Annotated in this window: 16 protein-coding genes; 10 read left to right on the plus strand and 6 right to left on the minus strand. The window is 68.5% G+C overall.

Annotation, left to right across the window (positions count from 1 at the left end; translation table 11 throughout):
• Positions 1-237: a DUF5816 domain-containing protein gene (locus LCF40_RS11095; protein ID WP_114578949.1), complete on the minus strand. Its 237-nt coding sequence runs from the start codon at positions 235-237 to the stop codon at positions 1-3.
• Between the two features lie 104 nt (positions 238-341).
• Here LCF40_RS11095 and LCF40_RS11100 point away from each other — a divergent pair, with 104 nt between their 5' ends.
• Together LCF40_RS11100 and LCF40_RS11105 are read left to right on the plus strand one after the other, a co-directional pair.
• Complete coding sequence (locus tag LCF40_RS11100; RefSeq protein ID WP_224828522.1) at positions 342-1700, plus strand: bifunctional metallophosphatase/5'-nucleotidase; 1359 nt, start codon at positions 342-344, stop codon at positions 1698-1700.
• A 35-nt stretch (positions 1701-1735) separates the two neighbouring features.
• Positions 1736-2146, plus strand: coding sequence for a universal stress protein (locus LCF40_RS11105; protein WP_114578947.1), 411 nt, complete (start codon positions 1736-1738; stop codon positions 2144-2146).
• Here LCF40_RS11105 and LCF40_RS11110 read toward each other — a convergent pair.
• A complete protein-coding gene (locus LCF40_RS11110; protein ID WP_224828523.1) occupies positions 2143-3108 on the minus strand; it encodes a mechanosensitive ion channel family protein in 966 nt (321 codons plus the stop codon). The genes LCF40_RS11105 and LCF40_RS11110 overlap by 4 nt on opposite strands.
• Before the next feature lie 128 nt (positions 3109-3236).
• Between LCF40_RS11110 and trmB the strand changes: the two genes are divergently transcribed.
• Positions 3237-4298: an HTH-type sugar sensing transcriptional regulator TrmB gene (trmB, locus tag LCF40_RS11115; protein ID WP_224828524.1), complete on the plus strand. Its 1062-nt coding sequence runs from the start codon at positions 3237-3239 to the stop codon at positions 4296-4298.
• An 85-nt stretch (positions 4299-4383) separates the two neighbouring features.
• Here trmB and LCF40_RS11120 read toward each other — a convergent pair whose 3' ends face one another.
• The 3 genes from LCF40_RS11120 to LCF40_RS11130 form a co-directional block, all read right to left on the minus strand.
• A complete protein-coding gene (locus LCF40_RS11120; RefSeq protein ID WP_224828525.1) occupies positions 4384-5658 on the minus strand; it encodes a DUF2238 domain-containing protein in 1275 nt (424 codons plus the stop codon).
• A gap of 86 nt (positions 5659-5744) precedes the next feature.
• A complete protein-coding gene (locus LCF40_RS11125; protein ID WP_224828526.1) occupies positions 5745-6527 on the minus strand; it encodes a DUF8054 domain-containing protein in 783 nt (260 codons plus the stop codon).
• Position 6528: 1 nt separating this feature from the next.
• Positions 6529-7449, minus strand: a complete 921-nt coding sequence (locus tag LCF40_RS11130; protein ID WP_224828527.1) for a DUF8054 domain-containing protein — start codon at positions 7447-7449, stop codon at positions 6529-6531.
• Between the two features lie 184 nt (positions 7450-7633).
• On the opposite strand from LCF40_RS11130, the gene LCF40_RS11135 reads away from it, so the two are divergent.
• From LCF40_RS11135 to LCF40_RS11165, 7 genes are all read left to right on the plus strand, one after another.
• Complete coding sequence (locus tag LCF40_RS11135) at positions 7634-8707, plus strand: TrmB family transcriptional regulator (protein WP_224828528.1); 1074 nt, start codon at positions 7634-7636, stop codon at positions 8705-8707.
• A gap of 70 nt (positions 8708-8777) precedes the next feature.
• The gene (locus LCF40_RS11140) at positions 8778-10259 is read left to right on the plus strand and encodes an extracellular solute-binding protein (RefSeq protein WP_224828529.1); all 1482 of its coding nucleotides are present in this window, start codon (positions 8778-8780) and stop codon (positions 10257-10259) included.
• Positions 10259-11278, plus strand: a complete 1020-nt coding sequence (locus LCF40_RS11145; RefSeq protein ID WP_114578939.1) for a carbohydrate ABC transporter permease — start codon at positions 10259-10261, stop codon at positions 11276-11278. The genes LCF40_RS11140 and LCF40_RS11145 overlap by 1 nt, the downstream gene beginning before the upstream one ends.
• A gap of 1 nt (position 11279) precedes the next feature.
• Complete coding sequence (locus LCF40_RS11150) at positions 11280-12272, plus strand: carbohydrate ABC transporter permease (protein ID WP_224828530.1); 993 nt, start codon at positions 11280-11282, stop codon at positions 12270-12272.
• Positions 12273-12279: 7 nt separating this feature from the next.
• Positions 12280-13473, plus strand: coding sequence for an ABC transporter ATP-binding protein (locus LCF40_RS11155; RefSeq protein ID WP_224828531.1), 1194 nt, complete (start codon positions 12280-12282; stop codon positions 13471-13473).
• Between the two features lie 2 nt (positions 13474-13475).
• Positions 13476-13676, plus strand: a complete 201-nt coding sequence (locus LCF40_RS11160; protein ID WP_224828532.1) for a DUF8005 family protein — start codon at positions 13476-13478, stop codon at positions 13674-13676.
• A gap of 51 nt (positions 13677-13727) precedes the next feature.
• Positions 13728-14795 (plus strand): Gfo/Idh/MocA family protein, encoded by a 1068-nt coding sequence (locus tag LCF40_RS11165; RefSeq protein WP_114578935.1) that lies wholly within the window; start codon positions 13728-13730, stop codon positions 14793-14795.
• Here LCF40_RS11165 and LCF40_RS11170 read toward each other — a convergent pair.
• Positions 14792-16189: a cryptochrome/photolyase family protein gene (locus LCF40_RS11170; RefSeq protein ID WP_224828533.1), complete on the minus strand. Its 1398-nt coding sequence runs from the start codon at positions 16187-16189 to the stop codon at positions 14792-14794. The two genes, LCF40_RS11165 and LCF40_RS11170, sit on opposite strands and share 4 nt — an antisense overlap.
• Between the last annotated feature and the right edge of the window lie 107 nt (positions 16190-16296).

The following is a 16296-nucleotide window of genomic DNA, read 5'->3' on the forward strand; positions in this document are numbered from 1 at the left end:
CTACTCGTGGGCCGCGTCCCACTCGGTGGGCTTGCGGAGGTTGCCACACCGATTGCACTCGACGCGGCCCATCGAGTCCATCGCCGCGTCGGCCCCCTCGCAGTTCGTACAGAACCAGCCGTAGCGCTCCTTGCCGTCGGGGCTCTCGTAGGCGACGAGGAAGGGCCCCTTCGAGCCGCGAGAGCCCTCCCGCCCGACGTAGACGGTGACGCCGTCCTCGACCGTACGTGCGTCCATGGACCGGATAGCGGCCGGCGGGGTAAAATCCGTGCGGTCCGTTCGCGGGCCGAGACGGGAACCGAATGAGGGAAGTCGCCCCTCGGCCTACTCCGGCGAACGCGATGCCCCTCCGTCTGCTTCACTACTCCGACGTCGAGAACGCGCCCGACGACCCCGCCCGGGTCGGCCGGCTCGCGGCCGCCATCGACGCCCGCCGCGATGGGGCGCTCGTCGTCGGCACCGGCGACAACACCGGTCCCGGCGTCCTCCCGCTGGTCACCGAGGGCCGCCACGCCCTCCGGCTGTACGACGCGATCTCCCCCGACGTCGCAACGTTCGGCAACCACGACTTCGACTTCGGGCTCGAGGCGACCCGCGAGATCCTCGAGAACTCGCCCCAGACATGGGTGAGCGCGAACGTCCGCCGGAACGGGGATGCCTTCGCCGCCGATGCCGGAGTTACCCCCTGGACGATCCGCGAGCGGGCGGGCGTCCGCGTCGGCTTTACGGGCGTCACGGACCCCGACACCGCCGCGACGAACCCGATGGCCAACGGACTTCGCTTCTCCGAGCCGATCCCCGCGGTGCGGAAGGCGATCGGAAAGCTCCGCGAGCGCGACGTCGACCGGGTCGTCGTCTGCTCGCATCTCGGCCGGGGCGACGACGACCTCGCGCGGGCGGTCGACGCCGACGTGATCCTCGGCGGTCACGTCCCGACCGCCCGCGTCGACCGCGTCGCGGGCACCCTCCTCACCCGACCCGGCGACGGCGGCCGCGCCGTCGTCGAGGTCTCCCTCGAGGGCCGATCGACCGCCACCGTGCGTTCGACCGTCGAACGCGAGCCCGACCCCGCGGTCGCGGCCACCTTCGCGGACCTCGCGAGCGAGACCGGCCTCTCGGAGACGCTCGCGACGGTCTCCCGGCCAATGGAGCGCACCGAGGCGACGCTGTTCGGCGGCGAGAGCCGCGTCGGCAACTTCGTCGCCGACGCCTACCGCTGGAAGACGGGCGCCGACGTCGCCCTCCAGAACAGCGGTGGCGTCCGTTCGGGCGAACCCCTGGCGGGCGCAGTGACCGCCGCCGACGTCGTCGGGCTCGTACCGTTCGACGAACCGGTCGCGGTCGTCGAGGTATCCGGAGCCGAACTCGCCGCCATCCTCTCGGGGGCCGCGGGCCTCGACGTCGGCTTCGCCGAACCCGACTGGTGGCACGCCCAGGTCAGCGGCGCGGTCCTCGAGTGGGACACGGAGAATCACGGCGTCTCGGTCAGGTCGGTCGGCGGCGAGCCCGTCGACCCCGGGGACACGTACCGGCTGGCGACCTCGGACTTCCTCGTCGAGACCGACGCGGAGTTCCCCGGCCTCGATGCCGACGACCGCCTCGGGACGACCGCGGTCCCCCAGTACGAGGTCCTGACGGAGTACGCGCGGGCGGAAGGCGTCGAGACGTCCCTGGAGGGACGGGTCAGACGCGTCAACTGAAAGGTTTACGGCACACCGTCGCGTTCGCTTCCCTGATGACGCTGGTCGTGGTCCCCGTCCGCTATCCCTTGACCGAACACTCGCGGCGCACGTTGGAGGAGGCCCTTGAGGTCGCCGAGGAGCGAGAGGCGGCACTGACGGTGCTTCACGTGAACCTGTATCAGACGAGCAAGAACGTGACGCGGACGGACCTGAAACGTGCCGTCGAGCGGGCGGTAGGCCGGATCGAGAACGTCCGGTACGTCGTTCGGACGGGGTTTCTCGTCGAGGAGTCCATTTTGGACGAGGTCGCCGGCGAGGAGGCCGACATCGTCGTCATCGGCCACAAACAGGCCGGGCGGTGGCGCCGGCTGCTCCGGCGGTTTACCGACAACCCGAACATCGACCGCTACCTCCGGGACCACCTCGACTGCGAGGTCATCACGGTCGAGGGCGCCGCGGCCTAGCGGCGGTCCGCCGGCGGTTCTCGGTTCCCATCGACCCTCCCGCCGTCGTCGAGGCGGACTCGAGGGGATCCGCTCGTCTCGTCGAAGACGTGGTGGGTGTGGGGGTAAGCGATCTCGACGTCGGCGTCGGCGTAGCGCTCCCGGATCCGTTCTTGGACCTTCGAGCGGGCCGCGAGCAACTTGTAGGGGCTCGTGATCCAGTACCGGAGGGTGAGACGCATACCGCTTGCGGCGTACTCGTCGATGTAACACCGGGGGCCCGCGGGATACCGGGCGCTGCCGACCCGGATGTCGGGGCCGCCGCCGATCACTTCCTCGACGCTTCTGGCGGCCTGTTCGGCCTGTGTGCGGGCCAGATCGACGTCGCTCTCGTAGGTGACCTCGAAGCTGATCCCCAGTCGGGTCCGCTCGTCCTCCGCGGAGTAGTTGATGACGTCCCGGGTCCGTATCTCGGCGTTGGGGACGACCATGAACGTGTTGTCGAGGGTGGTGATCTTCGTGTACCGGATCGTGATGTCCTCGACGAACCCCTGGTGGCCGGCGTCGGCGATCTCGACCATGTCGCCGATCTCGTAGGGCTGGTCGGCGAGCACGAACAGCCCGTTGATGAAGCTGCCCACCAGGGGCGCGAGCACGATACCGATGACCGCTGAGAAGACGGCCACCGAGACGACGGCCTCGAAGCCGTCGAAGAGGATCGTGACGACGAGCATCACGGTGAAAAAGAGCACCGATCCCCGGACGCCACGCAGGACCATCCGGGTGACGCTCGGCCGGGAGATCCGCTGGGCGACCGTCCGGCCGGCCAGCCGGACGGCCACCTTCGAGAGGTACCAGCCGGCCAGCAGGACGATCAGCGCGAAGAGGACCTCGCCGGCGCTGTCGGCCACCCAGTTCGGGAGGGCGTTTCCCCCCTCGCCGGTCGCGGTCTCGGTCTCCGTCTGGAGCGGTACCCCCGCCATTGGCAGATCCTCACGACCGCCGTGGTTAAGCGTCCTTTGACATCCCGCCGGGGGATCCCACGCCGTTTCGAAACCGAGTGTTACTCGGGATCCAATACTGGTTTATCCGGGGGCGTTCTGGCGACCGTATGGCCAGAGACGAGCTCCGCTCGACGGTCGAGCGGGTCGGGGATCGCTTCAGCCTGGGCGAGTACGAGATCGACGCCTACCTCGCGGTACTCGAGCACGGAACGCTCACGGCGAGCGAGATTGCGGACCACACCGAGATCCCCCAGCCGCGGGTGTATGACACCGTTCGGAGCCTGAACGACCGGGGGCTGGTCGAACTCCAGGAGTCGCGCCCGATGAAGGTCGTCGCGATCGACCCCGGCGAGGCCTTCGAGGACGTCGAGGCGGCCCTGGGGGAGATGATCGACGGGCTAGAGAGCCGGTACACCGCACCCGCCCGCGAAACCGAGGCGGTCACCCTCGTCAAGTCCCGCTCGACGATCCTCAGGTACCTAGAGGAGATCATCGAGAGCGCGGAGTACGAGCTCGCGCTCTCGCTGACTCCCGACCTCCTGGGGCGCTTCGCCGAGGACCTCCGGGCGGCGACCGATGCGGGGGTGAGCGTGGACCTGCTCGTGGCCCCCTCGGGGGGCGCGCCGCCGGCCGACGAGTTCGACTACGGCGCGGTCGCGACAACCGCCCGCACCCGTCGGGGGATCACGACGCCGGTGATCGCGGTCGCCGACGGCACCTACTCGATCTACGCGACCCAGGACGCCCTCCGGGACGACCGGGACCGCTACGGCGTGATCTTCAACCGCTCGGCGCTCGGATTCCTCGTCTCGGGCTTTTTCGGAACCGTCCTCTGGACGACGACCGAGGAAACCGTAGCCGAGGACGGCGAGGGGCGGCCCTACCCCCGCCGGTACGCCTCGATCCGGCGCTGCGTGAAGGACCTCCTCGACGCCGGCGGCGAGTTCTACGCGACGATCGACGGCCGGGACGTCGAGTCCGGCCGCTCGAGGGTCGTCTCCGGGCGGGTCTCGGAGGTCTCCTTCGAGGTCAGCGAGGAGGTCGCCTCCCTCACTCTCGAGACCGAGGAGGGGGCGGTGGCCGTCGGCGGCCGGGTCGCCGCCCTGGAGGACGTCGAGGCCCACGAGATCCGGATCGGGCGCGACGAGCCCCCGGCCTACGAGGAGTAGCTACGGTCGTCCGGGGGAAAGCCAGTGCACCGTCGATCGCAGGGCCGTGCTGCGACCGATCGGTACACCGTTTCCTCCGACCCTATCAGTCGCCCGTCCGGCCGCCGATCCGGCCCGCGAGCCGGGCTGAGGTCTCGGTCAGGTAGCTCGCCCCCAGGGTCGCGGCGACGACGGCACCCACGAGATTGAAGAGGAGGTCGGTGACCGTGTCGTCGATCCCGTGCTGGGCGAGGACGGCGTCGCCGCCGACGAACCGCTGTGCAAGGAAGTCGACGCCGAACTCCGCGAGCTCCCAGACCACGCCGACGGCGAGGACGAACAGCAGGATGAATGCGAACATCGTCCGCGAGGGGAGGTAGACCTCCTCGGAGTGGAGGTCGACCGTCCGGACGACGGTGTAGCCCGTCGCGGCGACCAGCGAGGCCGACAGCGTATGGGTGAGGGTGTCCCACTGGCCCAGGAGGTCGTAGAGCCCCGCCGAGCCGAGGACGTGAAGAAAGGCCGCGGCCGTCAGCCAGACGACGAGTTCGGGCTCGATCGGGAGCCGGTAGTTGCGCTCGAGGACGGCCGGAAGAGCGGTGACCGACAGCGCGATGGCGGCGTTGGTGATCGTCGTGACGTCGCGGGCGAGCAGGCCGTAGACGAGCAACACGCCGAGCGCGAGTTGCATCGCCCACGAACACTGTGCGAGCCGTTCGTCGGGGAGTGCGAAGCGCTCGCGGGAGAAGGATGGCGTCGGCTCAGGCACCTCCTCGGGGGCCGATCGGGGGACGCCGGCGGCGGTCGGGGCGAACGACCGCCATCGGAGGTAGCCCGCGAGGACGACCCCCGCGAGCAGGCCGGCGAGCGTCGCGTACAGGAAGTCGATCATCATGGCGTGGTTTGCGGCGTCCCCGCTCCGGTCGCTGACGAGGTAGTCGGTTCCGAGTGCCGTATCCGAGACCCACTGGGCGACGTTCCAGGTCGCGGCGACCGCGAGCGTCGCGATGACGACGAGCGCGAGCGCGAACGCGCGGGTCATCCGGACGGCCGTGAACGTGTGGAGGTCGACGGCGACGATCAGCGCGACCGCCGCGACCGCGAGGTAGGTCGCGACCGGCGAGAGGAGGGTCTCGCCGAGCAGCGCCGCGTCGGCGACCGGGACCGCGACCAGCGCGATCAGCTCCCAGGGGGGCATCGCGCGGGGATCCCGCAGGGTCGCCGCGGGCAGGACCACCGGAACGATCGCCGCCGCGGTCAGCGAGAACCAGCGATAGGAGCCCGCGAGCCCCTCACGGATCGCCAGCCCCGCGAGGACGGCGACGGCCAGCCAGCCCAAGAGGGCGTTCGCTCCCGTCCCGTCGAACCGGCCGTCGTGCATGGCCCGCGTAGTCGCCATCCGTTCCTAAACCCACGCCTTTCGACCCGGCGCCCGGACCGGGACCGTCGTCGTGGTTCCCCGAGCGGTCAGCTCTCGTCGTAGACGTAGAGCCGTACCGGACACGCCTCGCAGACGAGCTGGCGCTCGTCCGTCGCGGTCCCAGGGGGCGCCGCGCCACAGCACGGCGAGCGGGCGATCGCGAGAGTGTCCCCACAGAGCGGACAGCTCTCGAGCAGTGCCCGGAACGGATCGGCCGCGGCGAGGCGTTCGCGCTCGCCGGCCGGGCCCGCGGCCGCCTCCAGGGCGTCGGCGGCGGCGAGGTCGGCGACGGCGACCGGGCGCGGACAGAGGGTCTGGCCGTCCGGAGCGTCGAGGACCACGTAGTCGGTCCCCCACCTGCGCTCGGCCCGCGCCTCGGCCGGGACCCGGTCGGAGACGCGGGCGGCGAGATCGGGGACCTCGAGTTCCCGGTAGCGGGCCGCGGCCTCTCGCCACGCCCGGCGAGCGTCGGGAGCGAGGCGCCCGGACTCGAGGGCCTCATCGAGTATCGCCGCCGCCCGTTCGTCTCCCACGTCGACGACGTCCGCCAGCGACCCCACCTCGCGGGCGTGATCGAAGGGGTCGCCGGGCAACACGGCGGCGAGCCGTGGGGCAAAGCGGGGAGTGTAGGGCACGAGATAACCCCGCAGCCAGATCGCGGCGATCCCGACGATCCCGAGAGCGGCGGCGAGCCGGAGGCGACCGGCCATCGCCACGACCGTGACGGCCATCCAGAGGATCGTTCCGTTGAGGACGGTACAGGGCCAGCAGCGGGCGTCACCGGTGAATTCGGGCCGCCGGAGACCGTCGAGGGCGTCGGGAACCGCCACTTCACTCGAAGACGTGGAGGTGGACGCGACAGTCCGGACAGGTCAGCCCCGTCTTTGCCCTGCCGTCGGCGCCGGTCTGGGGCGGGCCACAGCAGCCCCCCACGGGACGTTCGACGAGTTCGCTCCCGCAGTCGGGACACTCGGCGAGGAACATTCCCAAAGCGACGGCGGCACTCGGCCGGTCGACGTCGGAAACGCCCATCTCCGCGAGCGCGCGGGCGGCCGCGGTCTGTCCGATCGCGGTCGGCCGTCGCAGCCAGGACTCGTCGATCGTCCGGCCCGACTCCGCCGCGAGGGTGACGTACGTCCGGTCGTCGCGGGTGACGACGTCCGCGTCGGCGGCCGCGCTCTCCGCCAGGGCGGCTTCCGCGAGTCGGTCGTCGTCGACCCCCCGAAGGGTCTCGATCTCCTCGTCCCACCGCTGGCGGAACGCGTCGGTTGGAGCGACCGACTCCGCGTCGGCCTCGAGGACGCCCGCCTCCAGGAGGCCCTCGAGGAGGTCCTCGCCGGTCGCCGCGTCGCCGGGTGCAGAGATCGATCCCCGTGCCGGTTCGGACTCCCCGGTCCGGTCGCCGTCGCCTGCAGGCTCGTCGCCGCTGGCATTCCGGCCGTCCTCGGGCCCCGTGGCTGGCGGCCCCGATCCGGACCCGGGTTCGATCGGGTCCTCGTGGAACGGGTCGCCGGGAAGCAGGGAGGCGAGTCGCGGGGCAAAGCGGGGGGTGTAGGGGACGAGGTAGCCCCGCAGCCAGATCGCGCCCGCGCCGACGATTCCGAGGGCGGCGGCGAAGGGCTTGCGGATCCTCCCGAGCGCGAGACAGGCGATGGCGAGGACGAGGAGGTTCGCAACCGTACACGGCCAACACCGGTGGACGCCGGTGTGTTCCGGCCGGCGGAGCCGCTCGAAAAGCGCGTACGCAGCCATGCCCGCCCTTTCGTCGCGGGGGCCATGAGTGTGACGCCCGGGAACAGGTATTTTACAACGGCTGTGGTATCGACCACCGAATGACGGACGTAGAGGCGGAGGCGAGCGGCGAACCGATCGGCGTCCCCCCCGGATCGGCGAGACCCGTATCTGCCCGGCCGTCGTCCGTCCGGGCGCCCGACCCATGAACGGCGACGAACTCCGGGCGACCCTGGAGGAAGCCGGGCTCTCGCCGTACCAGGCCGACGCCTACGTGACGCTCTTGGAGCGGGGATCGGCTTCGGCGACCGACGTCGCCACGTCGAGTTCGGTCCCAGATCCCCGGATCTACGATGTCCTCCGGGACTTAGAACAGCGCGGGTACGCCGAGACCTACGACGAGGGGAGCCTCCACGCGCGTGCACACGACCTCGCGACGGTCCTCGAGGACCTCCGCTCGCGGGCGACCCGCTTCGAGACCGCCGCCGAGGAGATCGAAGAGCGGTGGGACCGTCCGGACCTGGAGGACAACGACGTGAGCATCGTCACGCGCTTCGAGACGGTCCTCGCGCGCGCGGAGTCGCTGATCCGGTCTGCGGACAACCAGGTCCAGATCGGGCTGGCCCGCGGGGAGTACGAGCGCCTCTCGCCGGTGCTTTCGGCCGCCGTCGAGGACGGCGTCGACGTCAAGCTCTGTCTGTACGGGGACTGGGGAACGCTCCCGCGCGAGGAGCTCTCGGCGGTCTGTACCGAGGCGCGTCACCGGGCGATCCCCTCGCCGTTCGTCGCCCTGATCGACCGGACGTGGACCTGTTTCTCGCCGCCGGCGGACTCGACCAACGAGTACGGGATCGTCGTCGACGACCGGAGCCACGCCTACGTCTTCCACTGGTACTTCCTGACCTGTCTCTGGGAGGTCCAGGAGACGATCTATTCGGCCTCCGACGGCGGGCTCCCGGCGACCTACGTCGACGTCCGCCAGTGTATCCGCCGAATCGAGCCCCTCCTCGAGTCGGGGAGGAGAGTCGAGGCGACCGTCACTGGCCTCGCGGTCGGGACGGGAGAGCCCGTGGAGCATCGCGGCGTCGTCACCGACGTCACCTACGCCGGACCCTCCGGGGCGACCGAGGGAATGCCGCCGCTCTCGGCGCTCGCCGGGCGGGCGTATCTCACCATGGACGCCGGCGGGGACACCTACACCGTCGGAGGATGGGGGGCGACCCTCGAGGACGTCGAGGCCGAACGGGTCACGGTCGAACTCGCCGAGGGCGGCGACTGACACGTAGTTAACAACACCCGTTGTAACTCCTGCAGTAATTATAAGTATCTACCCGGTAGAATGGCGGTACATGTCCGAAAAGCGTTTACAGGGGACCGGGAGCGAAGAGACGGGTGTGTCGAGACGGACGTTCGTCAAGGCCGCCGGGGCTTCAGGCGCCGCGGTGGGGCTTGCCGGCTGTATCTACGGCGGCGACGACGGCGGCGACGGAACCACCCTCACGATCGCGATGGGGTCGACGACCATCTCGAACGTCGAGGACAGCCTGCCGGACCTGCTCCACGAGAACGGCCTCAGCGACGACGTCGAGATCAGTTTCAGCGAACAGGAGCAAGACTCGGGGGCACAGCGGGACAGCTACATCGAACTGCTCGAGGCCGAGGAGACCAGCCCCGACCTGTTCATGATGGACACCGGGTGGGCGAACGTTTTCATCCAGCAGGGATACATCGCCAACCTCACCGAGGAGCTAGACGACGAAACGCTCTCGACGATCAACGACAACTACTTCGAGGCGTTCACCAACACGGTCCGGGACACCGAGAACGGGGATCTCTACGGCATCCCGCTGTTTCCCGACTACGCGGTGATGATGTACAACAAGGGGTACGCCCGGGAGGCCGGCTACACCGACGAGGACTTCTCGCAGTGGGAGACCGAGCCGATGACCTGGCAGGAGTGGGCCGAGATGGCCGCCGAGATCACCGAGGCCTCCGACGCCGAGTTCGGCTTCTCGACCCAGTGGGACATCTACGAGGGAACCGCCTGTTGTACGTTAAACGAGGTCATGACCTCCTTCGGCGGGGCGTACTTCGGCGGCGAGGAGAACCTCCAGGGCCCGGTCGGCGACCGACCCGTCACCATCGACGAACCCGAGTTCATCGAGGCGCTGGCGATGGTTTACACCCTCGCGAGCGACGGGAGCGGCGACGGGGCTCTCGACGACTACCCCTCCGGGGTCGCCTCGTCGAACATCACCCAGTGGAGAGAGAACCCCGCCCTCTCGCCGTTTACCGAGGGGCAGGCCGCGTTCCACCGCAACTGGCCTTACGCGATCGTCGAGGCCCTGACCGGCGACTTCGACTTCGAGGGCCCCGACGACCTCGGCACGATGCCGCTTCCCTACGCCGTCGAGGACGGCGAGGGCGCCTACCCGGGAACCGGCGGCTCGACCTCCGCCCAGGGCGGGTGGCACATCTGTCTGAACCCCAACAGCGAAAACCAGGACGCCGCCCTCGAGGCGATGTCCGCCATGACCGCCGACGACTTCAACCTGGGCATGCTCGAGGCCATCGCGTGGCTCCCGCCGAAACCCGACCTCTTCGAGTCCGAGGAGGCGACCGACCCCGACGCAGTCGGCGTCGTGGCCAACTACATGAACACGCTCCAGGTCGCCGGCGAGGGCGCGATGCCCCGTCCGGTGACGACCGAGTGGCCCTCCCAGGCCGAAACGATCGCCGAGCAGGCAAACCAGGCCGTCGCCGGCGAGAAAACACCCGAGGAGGCCGCCGCTGACCTCCAGACGGCGATCGAGGAGATCGAATCCAGCTAATGTCTACCGAACAGCGAGGATCGGAGGCCGGTCGAGAATCCCAGCGGTCGGGCCCGATCGTGGCGGTCACGCGGTGGATCGAGAACCTCGGCGAGACCGCCTTCGCCTACCTCCTGTTGACGCCGATTTTCGTCCTGCTCGGGGCGATCGCGCTCTATCCGCTGTTGCGGACGTTCGAGCTGTCGATGTACACGGGCATCCTGGGCGAGGGCGAGCAGGAGTTCATTGGCCTCCAGCATTACGTCGACCTGTTCACGGGCGATGCGAACCCGGATCTGCCGGGATCGGTCATCTTCCTCCCGGGGATCTCGACCGACGGGAGCTTCCCGTTCGTCCACGTCGAGAACTGGGTCCGGAGCACCCTGCTCGTGACGCTTCTCTTTGCGGTCATCAGCGTCTTCTTCGAGACGATCATCGGGTTCGGCCAGGCGCTCGTCCTCGACAAGGAGTTCCGCGGCCGCCGGTGGGTCCGGGCGGCGATCATCATCCCGTGGGCGATCCCGCTGGTGATCCAGGGGATGATCTTCTACCTGATGTTTCACCCCAGCACCGGCTTCCTGACCCAGTATCTGTCGTCGTGGGGTATCGTCGCGTCGACGAACACGCTCAACGATCCAACGAGTGCGTTCCTGATCGTCACCGTCGCGGACATCTGGAAGACAACGGCGTTCATGGCCCTGCTCATCCTCGCCGGCCTCCAGAGCATCGACCGGAGCCTCTACGATGTCGCCAAGGTCGCGGGCGCGAGCCGCTGGCAGCAGTTCAGGCTCATCACGTTCCCGCTGGTGCTCCCCGCACTCGGGATCGCGGTCCTCTTTCGGGTCATCGACTCGATGCGGATCTACGGCCTGATCGACTCGGTTTCGAGCTGTACGACCGTCCCCTCGCTTTCGTGTATGGTCGTCGAGACCTTCTACTCGAGCCGGGGGTTGGCCTCCGCGGTCGCGTTTGTGACCGCCGGGGTCATCGGCATCGTCGTCTCGGTCGTCATCTACCAGCAGTACAAGGAGGGGATCTGAGATGGCGACGACCACCGAACGCGACGACGACACCTCCGAGGGCGGACCCTTGGAGAGCTGGACGAACGGCGTCCTCAAGGACGAGGCCAAACGCCAGCGCCTCTACCGGGCCCTGTTCTGGACGGCGTGTGGATTCTTCCTCGTCACGACGCTGTTCCCGTTCTACTGGCTGCTCGTCCTCGCGTTGACGCCGAACAACCGGATCCTCACGGGCGACTGGTCGCTGCCGGTCATCGGCGTCGAGTTCCCCCACCCACAGGGGTTCAATCCCGTCGCGTTCGTCGAGGTGTTCCAGGTGGTGCCGTTTCATTACTTCGTGTTCAACAGCTTCGTGCTCGCGACGACGACGACGATCATCGTCCTCGTCATCGCGACCCTCGCGGGCTACGTCTTCGGCCGGCTCGAGTTCCCCGGCCGGGGGGCGCTCATGCTCGGGATCCTGGTGATCTCCTACTTCCCGCCGGCGGCGTTTCTCATCCCGCTGTTCGACGCCTTCCTCGGGAACCCGGTCGTCGTCCCGTTCCTGGGGATCGAGCTGTTCAGCCCGCCGCGACTCGTCAACACCCCCGGCTCGATGATCATGCCGTTTAGCGCGCTGTTCTTGCCGCTCGCGATCTTCATCCTGACGACGTTCTACGCCCAGATCCCCGACGGGTTGGAGGACGCCGCCCGCGTCGAGGGGACGACCCGGCTGGGCGCGCTGGTCCGGGTAATCATGCCGCTTTCAGCACCGGGGATCGCGACCGCCGCGGTGTTGACGTTTATCTCGGTCTACAACGAATACTTCTTCAGCTCGATCATGGCCCTCGAGAATAACCCCGAGAACTGGTCGCCGCTGGTCGGGGGCATCCTGAGCTACCAGACCCAGTATACGACCGACTTCAACCTGATGGCGGCGGCGAGCATCGTCGGGGTGCTCCCCGTCGTCATCCTCGTCATCATCGCCCAGGAACGGATCGTGAGCGGACTGACCGCAGGCGCACTCAAAGAATAAGATCACAATGGCACGCGTAACACTCGATCACGTCACGAAACGCTACGAGGACGTCGTCGCCGTCAACGACATGAACCTCGACATCAAAGACGGCGAGTTCGTCTGTCTCGTCGGTCCCTCCGGCTGTGGGAAGTCAACGACGATGGAGACCATCGCCGGGCTCACGAAGCCGACCGAGGGGACGATCCACATCGGGGACACCGACGTCACCAGGCTCCCCCCCAAGGACCGCGGGGTCGCGATGGTCTTTCAGAACATCGCGCTGTTTCCCCACATGGACGTCTACGAGAACATCTCCTTTGGGCTCCGGCTCCGGAACTACGACAAAGAGGAGATCGACCGCCGGGTTGACGAGGCTGCCGACGTCGTCCAGCTCGAGGGCATGCTCGATCGGGAACCCAACGAGCTCTCGGGGGGCCAACAACAGCGGGTCGCGATCGCGCGGGCGATCGTCCGGAACCCCGACGTCTTCCTGATGGACGAGCCCCTGGCGAACTTAGACGCCAAGCTCCGGGTCCACATGCGCACGGAACTCCAACGCCTGCACAAGGAGTTGGACACGACGATCATCTACGTCACCCACGACCAGGCCGAGGCGATGACGATGTCCGACCGGATCGCCGTCCTCAACGCGGGCGAGCTCCAGCAGATCGATCCGCCGCTGGTCTGTTACAACGAACCCACGAACCGGTTCGTCGCCGGCTTCATCGGCTCGCCGTCGATGAACTTCGTCGAGGGGAACGTCGTCGAGAACGGGGTCGAGACCGACAACTTCGAGGTCGGGTTCGATCCGGCGGGGATCCCGAGTCTCGCGGTCGGCGACCAGGTCAGCCTCGGGATCCGTCCCGAGGACGTTTACCTCGTCGACCAGATCGAGGACCCCGACGCACCCCACCTGACCGACCGGATCGACGTCCGGACGGACGTCCTGGAGCCGATGGGCGACGAGATCTTCGTCTACCTCCTGCTCGAGGAGGACCAGGAGACGTCGATGGAGGACCAGGGGATGGCCGGACAGCTCCTGATGAGCGTCACCCCCGACACCGAGATCGAAGGGGACGAAGACGTCGACGTCGTCCTCGATCGCTCGAAGATCCACCTCTTCGATACCGCGACGGGCGAGGCGCTGGCCCACGGGGTCGCAGACCTCACGGGCATCGGGTCCGAGCCAGCCGCCGGCGAGGTCGAATCCGATAGCTGATCATGGACTGGATCCCTCTGGTCTACGTCGGCGGGGTGACGGTCCTGTTTTTCTTCTGGATCTACGGGATCGCCTCGTTCGCTCTCGATCTGAAGAACAAGATCCTGCCCGGTCTCCGCCAGTACTGGCGGGGTCGAAAGCGACGGACGGCCGAGAGCGAAGAGGAGCGAGAACGCGAGGAGCGGGAACGCCAGCTCTACTGACCCGGCACTCGAATCACCCACACTGAAACCCCTGCGCTCGAACAGTCGGCCATGAGCGCACAGCGCACCGATATCCGGACCGGGATCGTCGGGCTCGGAAACATCGGACAGTACCACGCCGAGCGCCTCCGGGAACTCGGCGTTCCGCTGGTCGGCGGGATGGACGTCGCCGAGGACGCTCGCGACCGCTTCGCCCGGCGCTACGACGTCTCCGTCTACGACGACCACCGGGAGCTGTTCGACGAGGTCGACGCCGTCATCGTCACCACGCCCAACAAGTACCACGAGGAGTACGCCGTCGCCGCCTTAGAGCAGGACCGACATCTCCTCCTGGAAAAGCCCCTCGCTCACGACCTAGAGAGCGCCGAACGGATCGCCGCGGCTGCCGCCGACACCGAGGCCCGGTGTATGGTCGGGTTCAACAACCGCTTTCTGAACACCGTCCGGATCGTCAGAAATCGGATCGAGGAGGGGGCTTTCGGGGATATCTCTCACATCGAGGCCAACTACGTCCGCCGTCGAGGGGTTCCCGGCCGGGGGTCGTGGTTCACCCGGCGGGCGATCTCGGGTGGGGGCGCCCTGATCGACCTGGGGGTCCACGCGATCGACCTCGCGCTCTACCTGCTCGGCTACCCGGCCGTCCGGGAGGTCTCGGGCACCACCCGGACCGAGTTCGGCACCCGCGAGGACTACGCCTACCTCGACATGTGGGGCGAGGACGCCGGCCCCGAGGGGTTCGACGTCGACGACTCCGCGTCCGCGTTCGTCCGGTGTGGGGGCGACCGAACGATCTCTCTCGAGGTCGCCTGGGCGACCAACCGGCCGGCGAACCACGAGTTCGTCGTCCGGGGGACCGAGGCCGCCGCCCGCTTCGACCTACTCGAGAACGACCTCACGATCTACTCGGCGAGTACGGCGGGCTCGAACCACCTCGCGGACACCTCGATCGAGGCCCACCAGAACGACACCCACTCCGACGAACAGCGGGCCTTTTTCGACGCGATCGCCTCGGGGGACTCCCTGGAGGACAACGTCGACCACGCGCTGGACGTCCAGCGGGTGATCGACGGAATCTACCGCTCGAGCGAGGACGGCGAGGGCGTCCGGCTCGACGACTAATCCTCCTCGCGGGCGCGCTCGAAGGCTTCGATCGCCTCCTCGCGGCGCTCTCCGTGATCGACGATCGGCGCGGGGTAGTCGGGGGCGCGCTCCTCGCGTTCGGCGTCGCTCAGGTCGGGCCAGTCGTGGACCGTCCCGGGCTCGCAGTCAGCGAGTTCGGGGACGAATTCTCGGATGTATTCGGCGTCGGGGTCGTACTCACGGCCCTGTTTGGTCGGGTTAAAGACGCGAAAGTAGGGCTGGGCGTCGGCACCGGTCGAGGCCGCCCACTGCCAGCCGCCGGCGTCGTTCGCGGCGTCGTGGTCGGCGAGATGCTCGCGGTACCAGTCGTAGCCGACCCGCCAGTCGGCGAGCAGGTCCTTCGTGAGAAAGGAGGCGACGATCATCCGCACCCGGTTGTGGACGTAGCCCTCCGCGAGCAGCTGGCGCATCCCGGCGTCGACGATCGGGTACCCGGTCTTTCCCGTTTTCCAGGCGTCGATCTCGCCGGGATCGGAACGCCACTCGACGCGGTCGGGTCCCGAGAGGTTCTCGCCGACCATCTCGGGGTTGTGGGCGAGCACGTGGGCGTAGAACTCCCGCCAGGCGAGCTGCCGGCGGAACTCGGCGACTGAGTCGCGCTCTCCCTCGCCGCCGACCCTCGCCATCGCCTCGCCCGTCGCGGCGTATATCTCGCGGATCCCCAGGACGCCCCACTTGAGATCGACCGAGAGCCGGGAGGTCGCCTCGGCGGCGGGGTAATCGCGTTTTTCCGCGTACCGATAGATATCCTCCTCACAGAACGTCTCGAGGCGGTCGCGGGCGGGCTCGCGGCCCATCGCGGGCGGGTCGGCCTCGGGCTCGTCGAACCCCAGTTCGTCGAGCCCGGGGATCTCCCCCGGATCCTCGGGCTCGAGGAGGTCGTCCTCGAGAGGCGCGTCTACGGGTTCGTCCTTCTCTCGGTCCGCCCACTTCTCCCAGAAGTAAGAGAACACCGAGTAGTGGTCGCCCTCGTTGGGCGAGATCGACCCCGGCGCGAAGAGGAGGGCGTCCTCGGCCGATTTCCACTCGAGCCCGCGATCCTCCATGGCGGCAATCGCGGCGCGGTCTCGCTCGCGGGCGAGCCCGGAGTAGTCGGCGTTCCAGGAGACCCGATCCGCGTCCCGCGAGTCGGCGAGTCGGGGGACGATCCCGGTCGGGTCGCCGCGTTCGACCAGGAGGTCGGCCCCGCGCTCGCGGTACCGCTCCCGGAGATCCGTGACCGCTTCGAGAAGACAGGCGACACGGATCGGGGAGGCCTGCCCGAGGACCGCGGGATCGAAGACGAAGACGGAGAGGACCTCCTCGGCGTCCTCGCCCGCGAGCCCGCGGTTGTCGGCGATCCGGAGGTCCCGGCGGTGCCAGTGGATGCGCATGGGGAGGAGTGGCGCCGGAGCAGTGAAAAGCCAGGGCCTAACCGGGTACCCCGTCAGGAGCCGGTGCCCTGGACCGTTGGCGGGGCGACGGGTCCCGTCGTCGAGCC

It is taken from the genome of Saliphagus infecundisoli, assembly GCF_020177375.1.
GTDB classification, from domain to species: domain Archaea; phylum Halobacteriota; class Halobacteria; order Halobacteriales; family Natrialbaceae; genus Saliphagus; species Saliphagus infecundisoli.

Excerpts from the sequence above, each read along its gene's own strand:
- trmB (WP_224828524.1), top strand. The coding sequence starts at position 3,237 with ATGGCCAGAGACGAGCTCCGCTCGACGGTCGAGCGGGTCGGGGATCGC.
- LCF40_RS11105 (WP_114578947.1), top strand. The coding sequence starts at position 1,736 with ATGACGCTGGTCGTGGTCCCCGTCCGCTATCCCTTGACCGAACACTCG.
- LCF40_RS11130 (WP_224828527.1), bottom strand. The coding sequence starts at position 7,449 with ATGGCTGCGTACGCGCTTTTCGAGCGGCTCCGCCGGCCGGAACACACC.
- LCF40_RS11155 (WP_224828531.1), top strand. The coding sequence starts at position 12,280 with ATGGCACGCGTAACACTCGATCACGTCACGAAACGCTACGAGGACGTC.
- LCF40_RS11120 (WP_224828525.1), bottom strand. The coding sequence starts at position 5,658 with ATGCACGACGGCCGGTTCGACGGGACGGGAGCGAACGCCCTCTTGGGC.
- LCF40_RS11095 (WP_114578949.1), bottom strand. The coding sequence starts at position 237 with ATGGACGCACGTACGGTCGAGGACGGCGTCACCGTCTACGTCGGGCGG.
- LCF40_RS11160 (WP_224828532.1), top strand. The coding sequence starts at position 13,476 with ATGGACTGGATCCCTCTGGTCTACGTCGGCGGGGTGACGGTCCTGTTT.
- LCF40_RS11135 (WP_224828528.1), top strand. The coding sequence starts at position 7,634 with ATGAACGGCGACGAACTCCGGGCGACCCTGGAGGAAGCCGGGCTCTCG.
- LCF40_RS11140 (WP_224828529.1), top strand. The coding sequence starts at position 8,778 with ATGTCCGAAAAGCGTTTACAGGGGACCGGGAGCGAAGAGACGGGTGTG.
- LCF40_RS11165 (WP_114578935.1), top strand. The coding sequence starts at position 13,728 with ATGAGCGCACAGCGCACCGATATCCGGACCGGGATCGTCGGGCTCGGA.
- LCF40_RS11150 (WP_224828530.1), top strand. The coding sequence starts at position 11,280 with ATGGCGACGACCACCGAACGCGACGACGACACCTCCGAGGGCGGACCC.
- LCF40_RS11100 (WP_224828522.1), top strand. The coding sequence starts at position 342 with ATGCCCCTCCGTCTGCTTCACTACTCCGACGTCGAGAACGCGCCCGAC.
- LCF40_RS11145 (WP_114578939.1), top strand. The coding sequence starts at position 10,259 with ATGTCTACCGAACAGCGAGGATCGGAGGCCGGTCGAGAATCCCAGCGG.
- LCF40_RS11110 (WP_224828523.1), bottom strand. The coding sequence starts at position 3,108 with ATGGCGGGGGTACCGCTCCAGACGGAGACCGAGACCGCGACCGGCGAG.
- LCF40_RS11170 (WP_224828533.1), bottom strand. The coding sequence starts at position 16,189 with ATGCGCATCCACTGGCACCGCCGGGACCTCCGGATCGCCGACAACCGC.